We start from the raw sequence: 20,918 nt of genomic DNA on the forward strand, positions 1-20,918 counted from the left end.
AGGATAAAGATGATGGGGATAATTATCACCGTTGATGGCCCAAGTGGAGCTGGAAAAGGAACGCTTTGCTATGCATTGGCAGAGAAGTTAGGTTTTACCTTATTAGATAGTGGTGCCATTTATCGCGTGACGGCATTAGCTGCGTTGAAACGTCATGCAGACTTAACCGATGAAGAAGGATTAGCGGAGTTAGCACGTCATTTAGATATTCAGTTCATTCCAAAGAATGGAGAAGTCAATGTGCTTCTTGGTGGGATGGATGTAAGCCATTTAATCCGTACGCAAGAAGTTGCAGAGGCTGCATCAAAAGTGGCTGTTTTTCCTAAAGTGCGCGAGGCGTTATTACAGCTTCAGCAGGATTTTGGAAAAAATGAAGGGTTAATTGCCGATGGACGTGATATGGGAACCGTCGTTTTTCCTAACGCACAAGCTAAATTATTTTTAGATGCAAGCGCTGAGGAGCGCGCAAAAAGACGCTATAAACAGTTGCAAAATAAGGGAATAAATGGTAACTTTGCACAGATTTTAGCCGAGATTCAAGAGCGTGATTTTCGCGATAGAAATCGGGAGGTCGCTCCTTTAAAACCGGCTAAAGACGCTTTGTTGTTAGATAGTACTGATCTTGGAATTGAGCAAGTCATTTCCCAAGCATTAGCGTTTATTGAACAGCAAATCAAACTTTCGTAGTTTATTGCTTATTTATGGATGGATAAGCATTTGATTATCAACCCCACAGCTTACGGATTAGATGTGGATGTTACTTACTTATATTTAGAAGATTAATTTTATGTCAGAATCTTTTGCTCAACTCTTTGAAGAATCATTAAAAGGCCTTGAAACCCGTCAAGGTTCAATCGTTAGCGGTACTGTTGTTGCTATTCAAAAAGGCTTTGTACTTGTTGATGCAGGTTTAAAATCTGAATCTGCAATTCCTGTTGCTGAATTCCAAAACGCTCAAGGTGAACTTGAAGTTAAAGTTGGCGACACAGTAAACGTAGCTTTAGATGCAGTTGAAGATGGTTACGGCGAAACTAAACTTTCTCGTGAGAAAGCTGTTCGTCACGAATCTTGGATTGAATTAGAAAAAGCTTACGAAGAAAAAGCGACCGTTATCGGTTTAATCAACGGTAAAGTGAAAGGCGGTTTCACAGTTGAGTTAAACGGTGTTCGTGCATTCTTACCAGGTTCATTAGTTGATACACGTCCAGCGCGTGAAGCTGATCACCTACTTGGTAAAGAATTAGAATTCAAAGTAATCAAATTAGATCAAAAACGCAACAACGTTGTTGTTTCTCGTCGTGCAGTGATCGAATCTGAAAATAGCCAAGAACGTGAACAAATCCTTGAGAACCTGGCTGAAGGTTCAGAAGTTAAAGGTATTGTTAAAAACCTAACTGACTACGGTGCATTCGTGGATTTAGGTGGAGTTGACGGTTTATTACACATCACAGATATGGCTTGGAAACGTGTTAAACATCCAAGCGAAATCGTGAATGTAGGTGACGAAGTAACTGTTAAAGTATTGAAATTTGATAAAGATCGTACTCGTGTTTCTTTAGGCTTAAAACAATTAGGTCAAGACCCTTGGGTTGCTATCGCTGAAAATCATCCAGTAAACAGCAAATTAACTGGTAAAGTTACTAACTTAACAGACTATGGTTGTTTTGTTGAAATCTTAGATGGCGTTGAAGGTTTAGTTCACGTTTCAGAAATGGATTGGACTAATAAAAACATCCATCCATCTAAAGTTGTAAGCTTAGGCGATACAGTTGAAGTTATGGTATTAGAAATCGATGAAGATCGTCGTCGTATTTCTTTAGGTTTAAAACAATGCAAACCGAATCCATGGACTCAATTTGCTGAAACTCACAATAAAGGTGATAAAGTAACTGGCAAAATTAAATCCATTACCGATTTTGGTATCTTCATCGGCCTTGAAGGTGGTATTGATGGTTTAGTACATTTATCTGACATTTCTTGGAATGTTTCAGGTGAAGAAGCTGTCCGTAACTACAAAAAAGGTGACGAAGTTTCTGCCGTTGTGTTAGCAGTAGATGCAGTGAAGGAGCGTATTTCTTTAGGTATTAAACAACTTGAAGAAGATCCATTCAACAACTTCGTAGCTATCAATAAAAAAGGCGCTGTAGTTTCTGCAACTGTTGTTGAAGCTGATGTTAAAGGTGCTAAAGTTGAATTAGCTGGTGGTGTTGAAGGTTATATCCGTGCAGCAGACTTAACTGATGAAGTGGCTGTGGGTGATGTAGTTGAAGCCAAATATACTGGTGTAGATCGTAAAGCTCGTATCGTTCACTTATCTGTTAAAGCGAAAGATCAGGCTGAAGAAGCTGCTGCAGTTGCAAGTGTTAACAACAAGCAAGAGGAAGTTGCTATTCCTAACGCTATGGCTGAAGCATTCAAAGCAGCTAAAGGCGAATAATTTACTTTTATGGCTGAGTCGGTGTAGGCTCAGCCTTATTAGGTTTTATTGATAATTTATCGAACTGATAAATTATCAATAAGTCTTAAAAGAACTTAGTCGTTAGTAATAAGACAGATAAGGAGCATGTGATGACCAAGTCCGAGTTAATTGAACATTTAGCAAGAAAGTCATCTTTGTCTATCAAAGATACAGAAATTTTTGTTAAAGATATTCTAGAAATGATAACTTCTTCATTAGAAGAGGGAGATCGGGTTGAGGTTCGCGGATTTGGTAGTTTTGCATTACACCACAGACAACCTAGAGTTGGGCGCAATCCTAAAACCGGAGGAACTGTTGAATTAAGTGCAAAATCCGTACCACACTTTAAAGCTGGAAAAGAATTAAAAGAGCGTGTGAATCCGGAATAAGTCCATTCTGTTATTATAAAACGACGCTAAAAGTGTCGTTTTTTATTATAGATATTATTTAGCAAAATGTAGGGGAAAATTATGTTTAAGTATATTTTAGGTTTTATTATTGTTTTGGCGGTAGTGTTAGTCGCTATTACAGTAGGAGCTAATAATGATCAGATGATTACCTTTAATTATATTTTTGCTGAAAATCAATTCAGATTATCGACCTTAGTTGCAATTTTGTTTGGTTTTGGCTTAATTTTAGGCTGGCTATTAACAGGGATTTTTTATCTCAAACTTAAGATCAAAACCATGGCCCTCACTCGCCAAGTTAAACGTCAAGCAGCTCAAATCAATGAATTAACAGCCTCTCACAGTAAGGCTATCTAATGCTTGAATTGCTCTTTTTGCTTTTGCCTATTGCTGCAGCTTATGGATGGTATATGGGGCATAGAAGCGCTAAGAAAGATCAGGATGACATAAGTAATAAACTTTCGCGCGATTATGTAGCGGGGGTAAATTTTTTGCTTTCTAATCAAACTGATAAAGCAGTTGATCTATTCTTAGATATGCTACAAAAGCAAGAAGTCGAGAATGAAATAGAAAGTAACTCGCAGTTTGAAGCCGAGCTCACTTTGGGCAATCTATTCCGCTCTCGTGGAGAAGTAGATAGAGCTCTACGTATCCATCAAGCTCTTGATCGTAGTCCACATTATTCCTTCGAACAGAAACTTCTTGCTAAGCAACAGTTAGCTAAAGATTTTATGACTATTGGTTTTTATGATAGAGCTGAAAATCTTTATATTATGTTAGTAGATGAACCTGATTTTGCAGAAAATGCTTTGCAGCAACTGTTGGTGATTTACCAAAAAACGAAAGAATGGAAGAATGCAGTTAATATAGCTGAAAAGCTAAATAAACTATCACCAAAAGAAAATAACATAGAGTTAGCGCAGTGCTACTGTGAATATGCGATAAGTTCAGAGGTTGAGAGCTTATCTGAGAAACGTACTATTTTGCTGAAAGCTCTCAATGTTTCTCCAACCTGTGTCAGAGCTTCAGTTTTATTAGCAGACCTTAATATAGAAACTGAACAATACATAGACGCAATTAAAACGCTAGAAAATGTACTATGCCAAAACTCAGTCTATATTGGTGAGGTATTAAAAAAATTAAAGTATTGTTATGAAAAAATTAATGAATTAGATAGTTTTGAGTTATTTTTGATTAGAGCAGGCCAACAGACACAAGATAATAATGTAAATTTAATGTTGGCAAAACTGGTTAAAGATAAAGATGGCCTCAATGCCGCACAAACAGTGCTGTATCAGCAGCTTGCCAAAAATCCAACTACACTAGTTTTTCATCAGTTTATTCAATATCAAATTGATGATGCTGAAGATGGGCGGGGTAAAGAAAGTCTTATTTTATTGCATAAAATGGTTGGTGAACGAATTAAACAGGGATTTACTTATCGTTGTACTAACTGTGGTTATCAAACCCATAAATTAGTTTGGAATTGTCCTTCTTGTAAGCAATGGGAAACAATTAGACCAGAAAATAATTAATTGACACAGAGAGGTAAGATTATGAGTAAAGTGATTGTAGCATTAGATTATGAAACAGAAGCTGAGGCTTTATCATTAGTGGATCAAATTGATCCTAGTCTTTGTCGCCTTAAAGTTGGCAAAGAAATGTTCACGACATTAGGTACTGGTTTCGTTAAACAACTACATGAACGTAATTTTGATGTTTTTTTAGATCTGAAATTTCATGATATTCCTAATACTGTGGCAAGAGCAGTTCGTTCCGCGGCTGATTTAGGAGTTTGGATGGTAGATGTCCATGCTAGTGGTGGTCTAAAAATGATGGAGGAAGCTAAGAAAATTCTTGAGCCTTACGGCAAGGATGCGCCTTTATTGATTGCTGTGACTGTATTGACCAGTATGGAAGATTTGGATTTATTACAAATCGGTATTAACTCCTCACCACTTGAACATGTATTACGCCTTGCTCATTTAACACAACGTGCAGGATTAGACGGTGTTGTGTGTTCACCACAAGAAGTGGAGATTCTACGCAATACCTGTGGTCCTAATTTTAAATTAGTTACACCAGGAATTCGTCCAATTGGTAGTGACTTTGGTGATCAACGTCGTGTGATGACGCCTGCTGCAGCTATTCGTTCGGGATCTGATTATTTAGTAATTGGTCGGCCGATTACTCAAGCAGTGAATCCCGCTGAAGTTCTTCGCTCAATTAATGCCTCTATTGCGTAATATGAGCGATAGTACTTTAGTTTATTCCACCGATGTTGGTCGAATCAAAGAACCAAAACGCTCACTAGAGCGTCCTAGAGGCGATGGGATTGTACGTATCCAAAAGCAAACTAGTGGCCGAAAAGGGGCTGGTGTTTCAGTGATTAGTGGTTTAGATTTGGCTGATGATGAAATAAAAAAACTTGCAGCTGAGCTTAAAAAACGTTGTGGCTGTGGTGGTTCGGTTAAAGATGGTAATATTGAGATCCAGGGTGAAAAACGCGATTTATTAAAGCAGCTTCTAGAACAAAAAGGTTTTAAAGTGAAATTAGCTGGAGGCTAAATCGATATAAAAAATCCATCTTCAATAGAAGATGGATTTTTTATTAGATGTCTATAAATCTTGGTGAATAAGCACAGAAAATTGCACCCAAGAAACTTAATATAGCTAACATAAGGAATACGTTATTCGGTTTTATCGCTTTACGACTAAAATATTTAGCCGAGAAGAAGATATAAAGCACAAGCATGATAATTTTCATAACGAGCCAGCTTTCTAATTGATAGCCGAATAAGAAGAAAATAGTTAAACCACTTGCAATTAAAAGCGTATCCACTAAATGTGGTAAAATCTTTAACAGTTTAATTGCTCGCCAGTCCTTCCCACTTAATTGCATTCCGCCACGAATAATTAATAACCCCAAACTTAAAAATGCACAAACAATGTGCAAATAAACTAACATAGTCACTCCAGATGTAAAAGGAAAGTGCGGTCAAAAATAACCGCACTTTAATTTCTTATTTTGCAATACGTTTATATTTAATACGATGCGGTTGTGTTGCAGCTTCACCTAAGGTTTTCTTTTTCCACTCTTCGTAGTCTGAGAAGTTACCTTCGTAGAAAGTTACTTTGCCTTCATCACCGTAATCTAAAATATGAGTCGCAATACGGTCTAAGAACCAACGGTCATGCGAAATTACCATTGCACAGCCAGGGAATTCTAGGATCGCATTTTCTAACGCACGTAAGGTTTCAACGTCTAAGTCATTGGTCGGTTCGTCCAATAACAGTACGTTACCACCACGTTGTAGAAGTTTAGCTAAGTGTAAACGACCACGTTCACCACCTGATAATTCGCCCACACGTTTTTGTTGATCTACGCCTTTGAAGTTGAAACGTCCAACATACGCACGGCTTGGAATTTCAAAGTTACCAATAGTGAGAACATCTTGTCCGTTAGACACTTCTTCCCATACGGTTTTCTTATCATCCATTGAGTCACGGAACTGATCGACAGAAGCAAGCACAACGGTTTCACCCATCGTAATTGAGCCGCTATCGGGTTGTTCTTGGCCTGAAAGCATACGGAATAGGGTTGATTTACCCGCACCGTTCGCCCCGATAATGCCCACGATAGCCCCTTTTGGAATGCTAAATGATAAATCATCAATTAAAGTGCGATCACCGTAAGATTTAGTGAGATGTTCTACTTCAATCACTTTATCACCTAAACGTGGACCAGGTGGAATAAAGAGTTCGTTGGTCTCATTACGTTTTTGATATTCGCCAGAGTTCAACTCATCAAAGCGAGCCATACGTGCTTTACTTTTCGCTTGACGACCTTTTGGATTTTGACGAACCCATTCTAACTCTTTCGCAATTGATTTTTGGCGCGCATTTTCAGCCGCTTGTTCTTGCTCTAAACGTTTCTCTTTTTGCTCTAACCAAGAAGAGTAGTTACCTTCCCAAGGAATACCTTCACCACGGTCAAGCTCTAAGATCCAGCCTGCTACGTTATCTAAGAAGTAACGGTCGTGGGTAATTGCCACAACAGTACCTTCGTAGTCATGTAAGAAACGCTCTAACCATGCTACCGATTCCGCATCTAGGTGGTTGGTTGGTTCGTCTAATAAGAGCATATCTGGTTTTTCGAGTAATAAACGACAAAGTGCCACACGACGACGCTCACCACCAGATAAATGTTCGATTTTGGCATCCCAATCTGGTAAACGTAATGCATCTGCTGCACGCTCTAATTGGTTATCTAAATTATGCCCATCATGCGCTTGAATAATCGCTTCAAGATTTGCTTGTTCTGCCGCGAGTTTATCAAAATCCGCATCAGGATCCGCATAAAGTGCATAAACTTCATCTAAACGAGTCAGTGCATTTTTCACTTCAGAAACGGCTTCTTCTACCGCTTCACGCACAGTTTGTTGCGGATCAAGTTTTGGTTCTTGTGGAAGGTAACCAATTTTGATACCCGGTTGTGGACGCGCTTCACCTTCGAATTCTTTATCCACACCCGCCATAATGCGTAAAAGGGTAGATTTACCCGCACCATTTAAGCCAAGTACCCCGATTTTTGCACCAGGGAAAAAGCTTAAAGAAATATCTTTCAAAATATGACGTTTCGGTGGCACGACTTTGCCGACGCGATGCATCGTATATACAAATTGAGTTGACATAAATTTCTCTTATTTGAGGTGATAAAAAACGCGGCTATTGTACTTGAAGTTGGTAGAATTCGCCATTTTTAGGCGAAAAAAAACCACCCGAACTGGGTGGTAGGAAAGTAGTTTAGCTATATTTATGATTATTTTATTTAGGAACTTTATGAATATCAAGCAATCACTTGACGGGGAGGGATATTACATAATTTTTTGTTATAAGGAAATGGTGATATCAGTCTTTATTGATATATGTCAATAAAATAGGATAAGAAAAATCAAAGGGATAGGAAAACCAAGCAGGGGATTTATTTGTCCTATGCTAGAATTGAGCCGCTTTTAATTAGGATGTTGTTATGAAAAAGTTTATTTTATGTGCATGTTTAGCAGTGCCTTTAATTACTCAAGCCCACCCTCATGCATTTGTTGATATGCAAAATAAGATATTAGTGCAAGAGAATAAATTGGTCGGTTTTTCTATGCGATGGTTATTGGATGAAGCTAGTTCATCTGCTGTTTTATACGATATTAAACAGGCTAAAGGTGATCCGATAGCATTACAGGCGCTGACTGATGAGGTGATGAATAATATAGTTAGCGAACATTATTTCAGCTATTTATTCAATAAAGAGGGTGATAAAATTAAGTATCAAAAGCAGATAAAAAATCCCTCAATGAAGGTCGTAGGGCAGCGGGTCGCTTATAGTTTTGATTTTTTATTGAGTCAACCACAGTCATTAAACGGACAAGTATTTTATTTGCAAACCTATGATCCAACTTATTATGTTGCGATGCATTATCCGGAAAAAATAAAAAATGCGGTGAATTTTGATGAATTACCAGCCAATTGCCACGGTGATGTACTGGCTCCGCATGTAGACGAAAAAATTCAATCCTATGCATCTTCATTGGATAAGTCTCAGAAAGATGAAGATAATTCTTTAGGTGTGATGTTTGCTCAAAAAGTGAAGATTCAGTGTGAATAATACAAAATTAAAATTAGCGGCTGTATTAGCCGGTGTATTGGGCGTTATTTTCTGGCTTTTACCTTGGTTGTTTGTGCAAGTTGCTGCTTGGCAAAAAGCTTTCAATCTTTTAATTTCAGAAAACCTTCATCAAATTCAAGCCAACTCCGTTATTGCTGGCTTGTGGTTGATTTTTGCAGCTTTTGCCTATGGCGTATTACATGCCTTAGGGCCGGGGCACGGTAAATTTATTATTGCCGGTTATCTTTCTACCCATCAAACTCAACTGAAAAGCAGTTTATGGTTAAGTTTATTATCCTCTATCACTCAGGGAATTGTTGCGATTACTGCAACGTCTATTGTGGTGGTTGCCCTCAATCTTTCATCTAAATATTTTAAATTGAGCCAACTCTGGTTAGAGCGTAGCGCACTTATATTATTGGTTTTATTAGGTGGGTATTGGATGATGCAGGGCCTACAAGGACTGGCAAAAAAACGGAAATTGTTGATTAAATCAGTTCGTCCGATATCAATAAAATCTCATACTCAGCGCATTATGCCACAAAGCAATATACCTTCGGACACTTGTGGTTGTGGACATCAACATTTACCTAACCAACATCAATTAAGCCAATCTTCGGATTTAAAATGGCAGTTGTTGGTTATTTTAACCATTGGAATGCGTCCTTGTAGCGGCGCTATTTTTGTGCTTTTTCTGGCATATATGTTAGATCTTTATAGCTGGGGGATTCTCGCAGTATTAGCAATGTCATTCGGAACTGGATTAATGCTGTCTGTATTTGCATTATTAGTTCTCTATGCTCGTGAACGAGCACTACGACTAGGGCGTTGGTATGGTAAGAAAGGAGAATCTCCAAAAATGCAGGCGATGGTCAAATGCTTGGCCGGAGGGATAATGATTTTCTTTGCATTTAGTCTGCTCTATGCAAGTACCACCCAACCTATTGGCGGAGCTGCACTATTTGGTGGCTAGCAGATAAAAATAAAGCCCGCAAAACGCGGGCTAAAAAATCTTTTGGCTAGTTATAGAATTCGTAAAAGGAGACAAACGAAAACTACACCAAAAGAGAATTTGGCTCCTCCTGCTGGACTTGAACCAGCGACATACGGATTAACAGTCCGCCGTTCTACCGACTGAACTAAGGAGGAATAATTCGGTATCACAAGGATTAGGGCGCGCATTCTAATGAAGGGACCGTCCCTTGTCAACGGGCAAATTCAAAAAAAATCCTAAAAATTGAACCTTGTTTTTAATCCACAAAGCCTGTGGATAACTTTGTGGATTAAATTCCCTAAAAAACGCTTATCCCAATTGGAAACGGGCTTTGGCTTAGATTGTTTATGAAATCGACATTTTTTATAAATCTTTTATTTATCAATTAGTTACAAAAAATCCACAAAAAAATTTAAAAAAGAATTAAAAAAAAATCGCCATTTTGCTTGACTTCACTAACTATGTGTAAAACTTGGTTTTTTCACGCGGGTTCCTAGAGTGGTTTGTGCTAAAATAGCGTCCGGTTAGATTTATAGAAAGCAAATCGATGTATGTCTGAAAAAATTAATAGCAAACCTTTTATTCTCCATTCGGAATTTCAACCTTCCGGTGATCAGCCACAAGCTATTGCTAAGTTAGTTGAAAATCTTAGCGATGGTTTAGCCCATCAAACGTTACTTGGGGTAACGGGCTCGGGTAAAACTTTTACTATCGCCAATGTGATTGCCACCTTAAATCGTCCAGCCATGTTATTGGCGCCGAATAAAACCTTAGCTGCGCAGTTATATGCGGAAATGAAGGCTTTTTTCCCGGAAAATGCAGTGGAATATTTCGTTTCTTACTATGATTATTACCAGCCGGAAGCCTACGTGCCATCGAGCGATACTTTTATTGAGAAGGATGCTGCGGTAAATGATCAAATTGAACAAATGCGGCTTTCTGCCACGAAATCCTTTCTTGAACGACGCGATACCATTGTAGTGGCATCGGTTTCCGCAATTTATGGATTGGGGGATCCGGATTCTTATCTGAAAATGATGTTGCACCTGCAAACCGGAGCGATCATCAATCAACGGCAGATTTTGGCGCAATTGGCTGAATTACAATACACCCGCAACGATCAGGCTTTTCAACGAGGTACTTTCCGTGTGCGTGGTGAAGTGATCGATATTTTCCCCGCTGAGTCAGATGATCAGGCAGTACGGATTGAATTGTTTGACGATGAAATCGAGCGATTAAGTCTTTTTGATCCGTTGACCGGCCGTAACTTCGGTAATGTCCCTCGTTTCACCGTCTATCCGAAAACCCACTATGTCACACCGCGCGAACGGATTTTAGATACCATTGAAAAGGTAAAGGTCGAGTTAGCACAGCGCCGCGAATATTTCATCAAAGAACATAAATTGCTGGAAGAGCAACGAATTACCCAACGTACTCAATTTGATATCGAAATGATGAATGAATTGGGTTATTGCTCAGGGATTGAAAACTATTCCCGCTATCTTTCTGGACGCAATGAAGGCGAACCACCGCCGACTTTGTTTGACTATATGCCGTCCGATGCGATTTTGATCATTGACGAATCCCATGTCACCGTACCGCAAATCGGTGGGATGTATCGTGGCGACCGTTCTCGCAAAGAAACCTTGGTGGAATATGGCTTCCGTTTACCATCGGCTTTGGATAATCGTCCGTTGCGTTTTGAAGAGTTTGAGCGTTTGGCGCCACAAACCATTTATGTTTCTGCAACACCAGGGCCTTATGAATTGGATCATTCAGGACAAGAAATTATTGATCAGGTGGTGCGTCCAACCGGATTGTTGGATCCATTGATTGAAGTGCGTCCGGTGGCGATTCAGGTGGATGATTTATTATCCGAAGCACGTTTACGGGCGGCTCAAAATGAACGCGTATTAGTTACCACGTTAACTAAAAAAATGGCAGAGGATCTGACCGATTATCTGGCCGAACATGGCGTGCGTGTGCGTTATTTGCATTCCGATATCGATACGGTGGAACGGGTGGAAATCATTCGGGATTTACGTTTGGGTGAGTTTGATGTGTTGGTCGGTATCAACTTATTGCGTGAGGGGCTGGATATTCCCGAAGTTTCCCTGGTCGCCATTTTAGATGCCGATAAAGAAGGTTTCCTACGTTCCGAACGTTCATTAATTCAAACCATTGGACGGGCGGCACGGAATTTGCACGGTAAAGCGATTTTGTATGCAGACAGCATTACCAAATCCATGGAAAAAGCCATCGGCGAAACCAACCGTCGTCGTGAAAAACAAATGAAGTACAACGAAGAGCATGGCATTGTGCCGCAAGCCTTGAATAAAAAGGTGGGCGAGTTACTGGATATCGGCCAAGGTGCTAATCATAAAGCCAAGGGCAAATCTCGTGCTAAGGTTGTGGCTGAACCGCAGGCCAATTATGCATTGCCACAAACGGCCAAGGAATATCAGCAACGGATCAAAAAATTGGAGCAACAGATGTACAAAGCCGCTCAGGATTTGGAATTCGAACAGGCTGCAGCGCTACGCGACGAATTGCATCAATTGCGCGAGCAATTTATGGCCTTGGGTGATTAATTTTAAACTAACCTTAATAAAATCAAAGGGTTATCAGTTATTTTGGTAAAAACTCCGGATTTTCAACGGGCGTTGATGAAATGCGATATTTCAGTTTTTAAAGTAATGCTAATAAAATCAATGGGTTAGATGTTATTTTTGCAAAAACTCTGATTTTTGATAGGGCGTTTGAATGTAAAAGGGCGTGGTGAAATACCGCGCCCTTTGTCATTTAATAGCTTAGCGGTCAAGAATAGCGTTGACTCGTTGTTGTAAATAAGGCACTACTTCTTGCTTGAACCACGGGTTTTTTGCCTGCCAGATTTGATTGCGTGGAGACGGATGCACCAGCGGTAGAAATTGCGGCGCAAATTCACGGTAGTGGCGGACGGTTTCCGTCACGTTAAGTTTATTGTCAGGTAAATAATATTTTTGTGCATACTGGCCGATTAAAATCGTCAATTCGATATTTGGCAAATTAGCCAAAATAGGCGGATGCCATTTTTCTGCAAAGCCTTTGCGTGGAGGCAAATCGCCGGATTTGCCCTTCCCCGGATAATAAAAATCCATTGGAATGATGGCAAATAAACCGGAATGATAGAAACATTCGCGATCTACGCCCAACCATTCACGTAACCGGTCACCGCTTAAATCATTCCAATATAATCGGCTTTGTTCGGCCTTTAATCCAGGCGCTTGCCCGACAATATTAATTCGAGCGGTAGTTGGGGCGGCAAATAGCGGAGCGATCCCCTGAGCGGTGTAGGTTTTATTTTGCGGATCAGCCATAATGGCTTGGTTGATTTGAGAAATATCGGACATTTTGCTCTCCTTAAAAAAACGGCTCACAAGCTGGTGAGCCATTTTATCACTGTGATTTTCGCATTACATATGTTTTACCCGACGTTTCACTTCTTCTTGTTTACCGGCGTTAAATGGGCGCGCATCCGGACTACCAAGATAGCCGCATACCCGACGGGTCACGGAAACCGTTGCGCTATCATGGTTGCCACATTTCGGGCAGACAAAGCCCTTGCTGGTACAATGGAATTCGCCGGTAAAGCCACATTGGTAGCATTCATCAATTGGCGTATTGGTGCCGTAATAAGGCACACGTTCATAACTATAATCCCATACGTCTTCCAAGGCTTTTAAATTGTGTTGAACATTTGGGTATTCGCCATAGCAGATAAAGCCACCGCTGGCCAATGGCGGATAGGCCATTTCAAAATCCAATTTATCGTATGGATTCACTTTTTTCTCTACATCTAAGTGATAGCTGTTAGTGTAGTAGCCCTTGTCGGTAACCCCTTCAATGATGCCGAATTGTTTGGTATCCAAACGGCAGAAACGGTCACAGAGATTTTCACTTGGTGTGGAGTAAAGGCTAAAGGCATACCCGGTTTCCTGATACCATTGGCGAACTGCATCGCTTAAGCGGCGGACAATGGCAATACCTTTCTCACGTAGCTTCTCATCATCAAAAATATGGCCTTGGCCATATAGGGCATTAATGGTTTCATGAATGCCGATATAACCAAGGGAAATTGAAGCGCGTCCATTTTTGAAAATCTGCGCCACATTATCATCGGCTTGTAAGCGTACACCACAGGCACCTTCCATATATAGAATTGGCGCGACCCGAGCCTTAGTCGTTTCTAAGCGGGCAATGCGGGTCATTAAAGCTTTTTTGGCTAAGACCAAACGTTCATCCAATAAGCGATAGAATTTGTCCTCATCCCCTTTAGCTTCAAGAGCGATGCGTGGCAGGTTAAGACTCACCACCCCTAAATTATTGCGGCCATCGTGAATTTCTTGAGCATCTTCGCGGTATACGCCTAAGAAACTGCGACAACCCATCGGCGCCTTGAAGGAACCGGTCACTTTGACGACTTGATCATAATTGAGAATATCCGGATACATCCGTTTGGAGGCGCATTCCAGAGCCAATTGTTTAATGTCGTAGTTGATATCTCCTTGGGCTTGGTTGATGCCTTTTTTGATGGTAAATACCAATTTTGGAAAGACCGGAGTTTTATGGTTTTTGCCCAAGCCGCGAATTCGGTTTTTCAAAATGGATTGTTGGATTAAACGGGATTCCCAGCTGGTGCCCAAGCCAAAACCAAAGGTGACAAAAGGAGTTTGGCCATTTGAAGTATGTAGCGTATTGACTTCATATTCTAAGGATTGAAAAGCGTCAAAACATTCTTTTTCAATTAGCGCTCGGGCATAACCTTCCTTATCGGGAATCGACCAGGTTTCTGCATTATTAAGATGTTTTTGGTAGCTTTTAGTAACATAAGGTGCAAGCACTTCATCAATTCGGTTAATTGTGGTGCCGCCGTAAATATGACTAGCTACTTGAGCAATGATTTGTGCAGTAACAGCGGTGGCGGTACCGATGGATTTAGGCGGCTCAATTTCTGCATTCCCCATTTTAAAACCGCTTGAAAGCATTCCTTGTAAATCGACCAACATGCAGTTGAACATCGGGAAGAACGGTGCGTAATCAAGATCATGGTAATGAATTTCGCCTTTTTCATGAGCCTCCACCACATCACGTGGCAGGATGTGCCGCTTGGCATAGTGTTTCGCCACAATACCGGCGAGTAGATCCCGTTGGGTCGGAATAACTTTGGCATCTTTGTTGGCATTTTCATTGAGTAATTCAATATTGCTTTGTTCAATTAAGCCTTCGATTTCCTGGGTCAATTGACTGCGTTTTTCCCGTGCCAAATCACGATCATGACGATATTCAATGTAGGCTCGGGCAATTTGTGGATATTTACTGCCCATCAAATGATCTTCAACGATTTTTTGAATCTGATTAATATCGATTTCCTGTTGGTAACGGCTGACTATTTCCGCACCGATCTGTTCGCACAATTGCTGTAGATAGCCTGGGTCTTGAATACCGACGGCTTGTGCGGCCTTAGCAATAGCATTGAGAATACGGGAAAGATCAAATCCGCAACGGGATCCGTCGCGTTTAATTACAAAAAAACGGTTCATTGAGGGCTCCTTTAAAAATGGCGAAATAAATTGCGGACTACTATATATAGATCTAAATATATAATCAACACACAATATGTAGTGTTTTTATGGGTTCGTGATTTAAAAAATGCGCCAAGCATAGAGCCACCGCTATTTTGGCCGCTCAACAGCAAAGAAAAAATTATTTTGTGAGAGAGAAAAATAAATAACAGGAAAATAAAAACGGCCGATACAAAATATATGTATCGGCCGTTTTTTATAAAAAAGCGCTTAAGCAGCGACCATCACCATTGCAGGACGAATAACCCGACCATTTAGGGTATAGCCTTTTTGCAATACACTGGTAATTTGATTAGTGGTAAATCCTTCTACCGCTTGCATTGAAATTGCTTGATGTAAATCCGGATTAAAATCTTCTCCCACAACGCCGACCGGCTCGATACCAAATCGTGCAACGGTGGATAATAATTCTTTTAAGGTGAGTTCAACTCCGGCGAATAAGGCTTTTACTCCTTCATCTTCGGTATTTCCTGGTGTTGCTAAAGCACGTTCAAGGTTATCGATAGTGTTAAGAAGGTCTTTAGCGAATTTTTCTAGGGCAAATTTATGTGCTTTTTCCACATCCTGTTCGGTACGACGGCGTAGATTGTCAATTTCGGCACGGGTCCGTAACAGTAAATCCTGTTCTTTTTTCGCAGTTTCTTCCACTTGGGCTTTTAAGGCCTCTTCCAATTCTTGCACACGAGCAATGGCTTCTTCTAGCGGATCTTCAGCAACCACTTCTTGTTCAAGTTGGCTTTCATCGACGGTTTGTTCGTTTAAGGTTTCTTGTTGATCAGACATCTTCTTCTCCATAGTTCAAAACAGGAGTCGTTTTAGGACAACGACGTTCTGCTGTAATATAATGGTAAAAATTTTATATTCAAGCGATGTAAAAGTATTTATCATCATTTTCCCGTCAGAAGACGGAGAAATTCATTTAGCGTAGTCGATAATATTGGCTTTCTGGACATATTTCATGAATAACTTACATACTTCTTTTAAAACCATTGGTTTAGTGGGAAAACCGCGAAATGACGTGAATTTGCGCATGCACAAAAATCTTTATCAGTGGCTTTCCGAGCGCGGCTACCATGTTTTGGTGGAACGGGAAGTGGCCGAAAAACTGAATTTGGCGGAATGTGCCTTAGCGAGCCTGGATGAAATTGGGTCACAAGCACAATTAGTCATTGTTATTGGCGGTGATGGAAATATGCTGGGACGAGCCCGTATTTTGGCCAAATATGATATTCCACTGATCGGAATTAACCGCGGTAATTTGGGTTTTTTAACCGATATTGATCCCAAAAATGCCTATTCCCAATTGGAAGCTTGCTTAGAACGTGGGGAATTTTTTGTTGAAGAACGCTTTTTATTAGAAGCCTCAATTGAAAGAGATGGGCAAATTGTATCTTCGGGCGCGGCAGTCAATGAAGCAGTTATTCACCCGGCAAAAATTGCTCATATGATCGATTTTCATGTGTATATCAATGATAAATTTGCTTTTTCACAACGTTCCGATGGGCTGATTGTTTCAACTCCAACCGGTTCAACCGCCTATTCCTTATCTGCCGGTGGCCCGATTTTAACCCCTAATTTAAATGCGATCGCCTTGGTGCCGATGTTCCCTCATACTTTAACCTCGCGTCCACTAGTCATTGACGGCGACAGCAAAATCTCAATTCGTTTTGCCGATCACAATACATCACAGCTGGAAGTTGGTTGTGATAGTCAAATTGCCTTAGGATTCACCCCTGATGATGTGGTGCATATTGCCAAAAGTCGCGATAAACTGCGCCTGCTTCACCTAAAAAATTATAATTATTACAATGTATTAAGTTCAAAATTAGGTTGGTTAAAACATTTTTAACAAAGTATGCAAAAAGCTCTTTACTGTATATTGTAACAGTATTAATATATGAATATACAGTTTTTATGAGATTGCGACTATGTTGACTCAACTTACCATTAATAATTTTGCTATTGTGCGCCAATTGGATATTGAATTGGCTAAAGGAATGTCCGTGATCACCGGTGAAACCGGTGCGGGAAAATCCATTGCTATTGATGCCCTTGGCCTTTGTTTGGGCCAGCGGACTGAAGCCGCTATGGTGCGTGAAGGGCAGGAAAGAGCTGAAATTTGTGCCTCTTTCTTATTGGAGGTAGACAATCCGGCTTTGCCTTGGTTGGAGCAACAGGAATTGCAAGATCCCGATAATCCTCGCGAATGCATTTTGCGTCGTGTGATTAATGCCGATGGTCGTTCCAAAGCATTTATTAACAGTACGCCGGTATCCGCTGCTCAGCTCAAGGATATTGCCCGTTATTTAGTCAATATTAATGGACAACATGCTTCTCAATTGTTGCTAAAAAGCGACTATCAGTTACAACTCCTAGATAATTTTGCGGCTCATCCTACGCTTTTGGCACAGATGAAGGAAGATTATCAACAGTGGAAAAACCAACAAAATCAGTTAAAAGAATTTCAACAAAAGTTGGCGGAAAACGAAGCGAGAAAACAGCTTTTGCAATATCAAGTTGCTGAATTGGATGAATTTGCTCTACAAGAGGATGAATTTTCAACCTTAGAAGAGGAACAACGTCGCCTTTCCGCAAGCGATCAACTGACTCAATTGTCCCAATCGGCATTACAGCTTTTAACCGATAACGATCATGCGAATATCGACACCATGCTGTATCGTGCTGTGCAATATATTGATGAATTGGCTGAATTGGATAGCCATTATCAAGACGTGCAAAAAATGCTCAATGAGGCGCTAATTCAGGTTCAGGAAGCCGCTTCTGAAGTGCAACAATTGGCCTCAAATATTGAACAGGATCCGCAATTATTGTTGGAAATTGAAAATCGAATGGGGCAGGCGCTCCAATTGGCTCGTAAGCATCATGTCAAACCACAAGAATTAGTGGCATTGCATCGTCAACTAGCCGAGGAATTGGCGCAATTGGAAGATTTCTCAGGTAGCGAAGAGCGTTTGCTAGCGGCTGAACAGGCCGCATTTGCACAGCTACAACAAACCGCCGATAAGCTACACCACAGTCGTCAACAGGCCGCGGGGCGCTTAGCAGCAGCGGTTACTGCCTCGATTAAAACATTGGCTATGGAAAATGGTGAATTTTTTATTGAGGTTCAACAGGATAAACAGAAAATCTCAGCGAATGGTGCGGATCATGTGCTGTTTACCTTGCGTAGCAATCTTGGGCAACAGCCACAACCTTTATCAAAAGTGGCTTCTGGTGGTGAATTATCGCGTATTTCTTTGGCAATTCAGGTATTGACCTCTGATCAAGCAGCGATCCCAACCTTAATTTTTGATGAAGTGGATGTGGGCATTAGCGGTGCAACTGCTAGCGTGGTCGGTAAGTTGTTGCGCCAATTGGGAGAGCAATGCCAAGTGATTTGTGTGACTCATTTACCACAGGTAGCCTGTTGCGGTCATCAGCAATTCAACGTAGAAAAATTCACTCAAGACGGCCAAACCGAAACGCAAATGAACCCATTATCAATGGAAGAACGGATTCCGGCATTGGCTCGCCTGCTTGGCGGTAGTCAAATTACGGAAACAGCACTAGCCAACGCAAAAGAAATGCTGGCTAATGCCGCATAATCGATTTTGAAATCAACTCTAATAAAATCAATAACTTAGAGTTTATTTTAGAGAAAACGTTGAAAAACCTGATAGCGTTTTGACCGACGAATAAATACCTGCTTACCGGTTTTTTAAACCATTCCTAATAAAATCAATGGGTTACATGTTGTTTTCGGGAAAACGTTGAAAAACAATATGGCGTTTATCAACCTTTAGCCGATAGGTTTATGGTTATTGTCTGCCGAGGCTACGGCATTCTTTTCGGATTGTTCTGTGCCATCGGCTTTTTCTTCTATGTCGGCTATGTCGGCGACTTTGACTTCCTTCTCTGTTTCAGCCAACAAATCAGCGGTTTCCTGATTTAATGCTTCGGCATCGATATGGGGCTTGATAAATGGATGCGGAGACCAGTATTTGCGCGCGATATCATTGGAAAAACCATGTAACACCTCTTCATGCACACGTTCTTGATCTAAGGCGCGTACCTGTTCGATAACATCATCGGCTTCAATTTTATTGATCCCTAGTTGCATAAGGGTTGCTCGGCTAAGGGTAAGCGCAGATTCAAAGGTTTCTCGCACAATAAAATCCACATCATACTTAATCAGTTCTACCGCGGTTCTACGGTCATAGGTGCGGGTAAGTATCGGTAAATTTGGATAAGCCTGTTTTAGTTGATGAACGATTGTTTGAATGCGTTGGGTATCGTTGATGCCAATTACGACACATTTTGCTTTTTCAATACCGGCGGCATGCAACACATCTAAACGAATACCATCACCGTAATATACCTTAAAGCCAAATTTGGCCGCAGTACGGATATTTTCAATATTACGGTCGATCACCGAAACGCTAATTCCCCGTACTAATAACGTTTGGCAGACAATTTGGCTAAAACGACCGAAGCCCAAAACAAGCACCGTATCCTGCAAATCCTCCACCGGATCCAATTCTCCGATATCCGGTTCGGTCGGATTTTTAGCAGCCTTGCGAGCGACTAAACGGCGTGCCAGCAAACCAATGAGTGGCGATAGTAACATGGAGATAATCACTGCTGCGGTGAATGTCGCGTTTTGATCTTTGCTGAGGACGCCTGCGCTTAAGGCCGCAGAAAAAAGTACGAAGGCAAATTCACCACCATGTGCCATCATAATCATGCGTCCGAAGGCTTCTCTACCGTTAAGCTTGGTGAGGCGGGCAACCACATATACCGCCAGGCCTTTACCACAGACATAGAGCAACACGATACCCAACAACCACAATGCATTATGGGCGACTAAGGATAAATCTAAGGACATGCCCACGCCCATAAAGAACAAACCAAGCAATAAGCCACGGAATGGTTCGATATCGGCCTCCAATTGGTGACGAAATGCCGATTCAGACAACATCACACCGGCCACAAAGGCTCCCATTGCCATGGAAAGTCCGCCGACTTCCATGGCTAATGCGGCGCCCAATACCACCAATAGCGCGGCGGCGGTCATCATTTCACGAATATGGGCTTTCGAGACTAGCCGGAAAATCGGATTCATCAACCATTTGCCGGCCACTACCAGGCCAATCACGGCCGCCAACGCAATACCAATTGAAGTCCAGTCGGTTGGTTGATCAGGCTGACTGTTGGGCACTAGAAAAGCTACGGATGCTAATAATGGCACAATTGCCAGATCTTCAAAGATGAGGGTGGAAATAATCCGTTGGCCTTTGCTAGTGGAGGTGAGTCCGCGTTCTTCTAATACCTGCATTACGATAGCGGTGGAGGAAAGGGTAAAGCCCATACCGGCAATAAATGCGACTTCTTTGCTAAGTCCTAAAATATAGATGCCGGCCAAGGTAAGCAGGGTTCCGCACAATCCGACTTGTAACAGACCTCGGCCAAAGATTGCCCGGCGCATCGCCCATAGCCGCTCAGGGTGCATTTCTAAGCCGATGATAAAGAGAAACATCACGACACCCAATTCTGCCATATGTATGACCGATTCGGGATCCTCCACAACTTTAAATACCGAAGGGCCGATTAGACAGCCGGCAACCAAATATCCTAATACCGATCCTAAACCAATACGTTTGAATAGGGGAACGATAGTAACGCTAGTGGCGAGCAGAGCCACGGTTTTGATTAGCTCGGGACTGATGGCATTTGACATGGGAGACCTTACAACGGAATGAGAGTAGAAATTCTT

18 protein-coding genes and 1 tRNA gene are annotated in these 20,918 nt (G+C 41.2%); 12 read left to right on the forward strand and 7 right to left on the reverse strand.

Annotated features, from left to right (window positions below; genetic code table 11):
- Positions 1-12: 12 nt before the first annotated feature.
- The 7 genes from cmk (at position 13) to yciH (ending at position 5,433) form a co-directional block, all read left to right on the forward strand.
- Positions 13-687 carry a (d)CMP kinase gene (gene cmk, locus CKV74_RS06985; RefSeq protein WP_039847942.1) on the forward strand — a complete coding sequence of 225 codons (675 nt, stop codon included), beginning with the start codon at positions 13-15 and terminating at the stop codon, positions 685-687.
- 100 nt (positions 688-787) lie between these two features.
- Positions 788-2,437, forward strand: a complete 1,650-nt coding sequence (gene rpsA, locus CKV74_RS06990) for a 30S ribosomal protein S1 (RefSeq protein ID WP_095176930.1) — start codon at positions 788-790, stop codon at positions 2,435-2,437.
- A 131-nt stretch (positions 2,438-2,568) separates the two neighbouring features.
- Positions 2,569-2,847: an integration host factor subunit beta gene (locus CKV74_RS06995; RefSeq protein ID WP_007243546.1), complete on the forward strand. Its 279-nt coding sequence runs from the start codon at positions 2,569-2,571 to the stop codon at positions 2,845-2,847.
- A gap of 81 nt (positions 2,848-2,928) precedes the next feature.
- The gene (locus CKV74_RS07000; RefSeq protein WP_007243543.1) at positions 2,929-3,222 is read left to right on the forward strand and encodes a LapA family protein; all 294 of its coding nucleotides are present in this window, start codon (positions 2,929-2,931) and stop codon (positions 3,220-3,222) included.
- Positions 3,222-4,400 carry a lipopolysaccharide assembly protein LapB gene (gene lapB, locus CKV74_RS07005; protein WP_095176931.1) on the forward strand — a complete coding sequence of 393 codons (1,179 nt, stop codon included), beginning with the start codon at positions 3,222-3,224 and terminating at the stop codon, positions 4,398-4,400. The genes CKV74_RS07000 and lapB overlap by 1 nt, the downstream gene beginning before the upstream one ends.
- 18 nt (positions 4,401-4,418) lie before the next feature.
- Positions 4,419-5,111, forward strand: coding sequence for an orotidine-5'-phosphate decarboxylase (gene pyrF / locus CKV74_RS07010; RefSeq protein ID WP_039847945.1), 693 nt, complete (start codon positions 4,419-4,421; stop codon positions 5,109-5,111).
- A 1-nt stretch (position 5,112) separates the two neighbouring features.
- Positions 5,113-5,433 carry a stress response translation initiation inhibitor YciH gene (gene yciH / locus CKV74_RS07015; RefSeq protein ID WP_095177144.1) on the forward strand — a complete coding sequence of 107 codons (321 nt, stop codon included), beginning with the start codon at positions 5,113-5,115 and terminating at the stop codon, positions 5,431-5,433.
- 43 nt (positions 5,434-5,476) lie between these two features.
- Here yciH and CKV74_RS07020 read toward each other — a convergent pair whose 3' ends face one another.
- Both CKV74_RS07020 and ettA read right to left on the reverse strand, forming a co-directional pair.
- Positions 5,477-5,833 carry a SirB2 family protein gene (locus tag CKV74_RS07020; RefSeq protein WP_164703787.1) on the reverse strand — a complete coding sequence of 119 codons (357 nt, stop codon included), beginning with the start codon at positions 5,831-5,833 and terminating at the stop codon, positions 5,477-5,479.
- 55 nt (positions 5,834-5,888) lie between these two features.
- A complete protein-coding gene (gene ettA / locus CKV74_RS07025) occupies positions 5,889-7,559 on the reverse strand; it encodes an energy-dependent translational throttle protein EttA (protein WP_007242265.1) in 1,671 nt (556 codons plus the stop codon).
- 338 nt (positions 7,560-7,897) lie between these two features.
- On the opposite strand from ettA, the gene zevA reads away from it, so the two are divergent.
- Both zevA and zevB read left to right on the forward strand, forming a co-directional pair.
- Entirely contained in the window at positions 7,898-8,527 is a 630-nt protein-coding gene (gene zevA / locus CKV74_RS07030) for a zinc transporter binding subunit ZevA (RefSeq protein WP_095176933.1), read from the forward strand.
- Positions 8,520-9,500, forward strand: coding sequence for a zinc transporter permease subunit ZevB (gene zevB, locus CKV74_RS07035; RefSeq protein WP_007242266.1), 981 nt, complete (start codon positions 8,520-8,522; stop codon positions 9,498-9,500). The genes zevA and zevB overlap by 8 nt, the downstream gene beginning before the upstream one ends.
- Positions 9,501-9,600: 100 nt before the next feature.
- Here the strand turns inward: zevB and CKV74_RS07040 are convergent.
- A tRNA-Asn gene (locus tag CKV74_RS07040) sits at positions 9,601-9,676 on the reverse strand.
- A gap of 396 nt (positions 9,677-10,072) precedes the next feature.
- On the opposite strand from CKV74_RS07040, the gene uvrB reads away from it, so the two are divergent.
- On the forward strand, positions 10,073-12,112 hold the full coding sequence (gene uvrB / locus CKV74_RS07045; RefSeq protein ID WP_007242263.1) for an excinuclease ABC subunit UvrB: 2,040 nt from the start codon (positions 10,073-10,075) through the stop codon (positions 12,110-12,112).
- A gap of 219 nt (positions 12,113-12,331) precedes the next feature.
- Here uvrB and CKV74_RS07050 read toward each other — a convergent pair whose 3' ends face one another.
- From CKV74_RS07050 to grpE, 3 genes are all read right to left on the reverse strand, one after another.
- Positions 12,332-12,913 (reverse strand): uracil-DNA glycosylase family protein, encoded by a 582-nt coding sequence (locus tag CKV74_RS07050; RefSeq protein ID WP_007242268.1) that lies wholly within the window; start codon positions 12,911-12,913, stop codon positions 12,332-12,334.
- A 63-nt stretch (positions 12,914-12,976) separates the two neighbouring features.
- Positions 12,977-15,103: an anaerobic ribonucleoside-triphosphate reductase gene (gene nrdD, locus CKV74_RS07055; protein WP_007242267.1), complete on the reverse strand. Its 2,127-nt coding sequence runs from the start codon at positions 15,101-15,103 to the stop codon at positions 12,977-12,979.
- A gap of 252 nt (positions 15,104-15,355) precedes the next feature.
- Positions 15,356-15,928: a nucleotide exchange factor GrpE gene (grpE, locus tag CKV74_RS07060; RefSeq protein ID WP_139026981.1), complete on the reverse strand. Its 573-nt coding sequence runs from the start codon at positions 15,926-15,928 to the stop codon at positions 15,356-15,358.
- 175 nt (positions 15,929-16,103) lie between these two features.
- On the opposite strand from grpE, the gene CKV74_RS07065 reads away from it, so the two are divergent.
- Together CKV74_RS07065 and recN are read left to right on the forward strand one after the other, a co-directional pair.
- On the forward strand, positions 16,104-16,994 hold the full coding sequence (locus tag CKV74_RS07065) for an NAD(+) kinase (RefSeq protein ID WP_007241901.1): 891 nt from the start codon (positions 16,104-16,106) through the stop codon (positions 16,992-16,994).
- A gap of 79 nt (positions 16,995-17,073) precedes the next feature.
- Positions 17,074-18,750 carry a DNA repair protein RecN gene (recN, locus tag CKV74_RS07070; protein ID WP_095176934.1) on the forward strand — a complete coding sequence of 559 codons (1,677 nt, stop codon included), beginning with the start codon at positions 17,074-17,076 and terminating at the stop codon, positions 18,748-18,750.
- 194 nt (positions 18,751-18,944) lie between these two features.
- On the opposite strand, the gene CKV74_RS07075 is transcribed toward recN, so the two are convergent.
- Positions 18,945-20,882: a monovalent cation:proton antiporter-2 (CPA2) family protein gene (locus CKV74_RS07075; protein ID WP_007241890.1), complete on the reverse strand. Its 1,938-nt coding sequence runs from the start codon at positions 20,880-20,882 to the stop codon at positions 18,945-18,947.
- Positions 20,883-20,918 lie beyond the last annotated feature (36 nt).

This window comes from Haemophilus pittmaniae (assembly GCF_900186995.1).
GTDB lineage: Bacteria > Pseudomonadota > Gammaproteobacteria > Enterobacterales > Pasteurellaceae > Haemophilus_D > Haemophilus_D pittmaniae.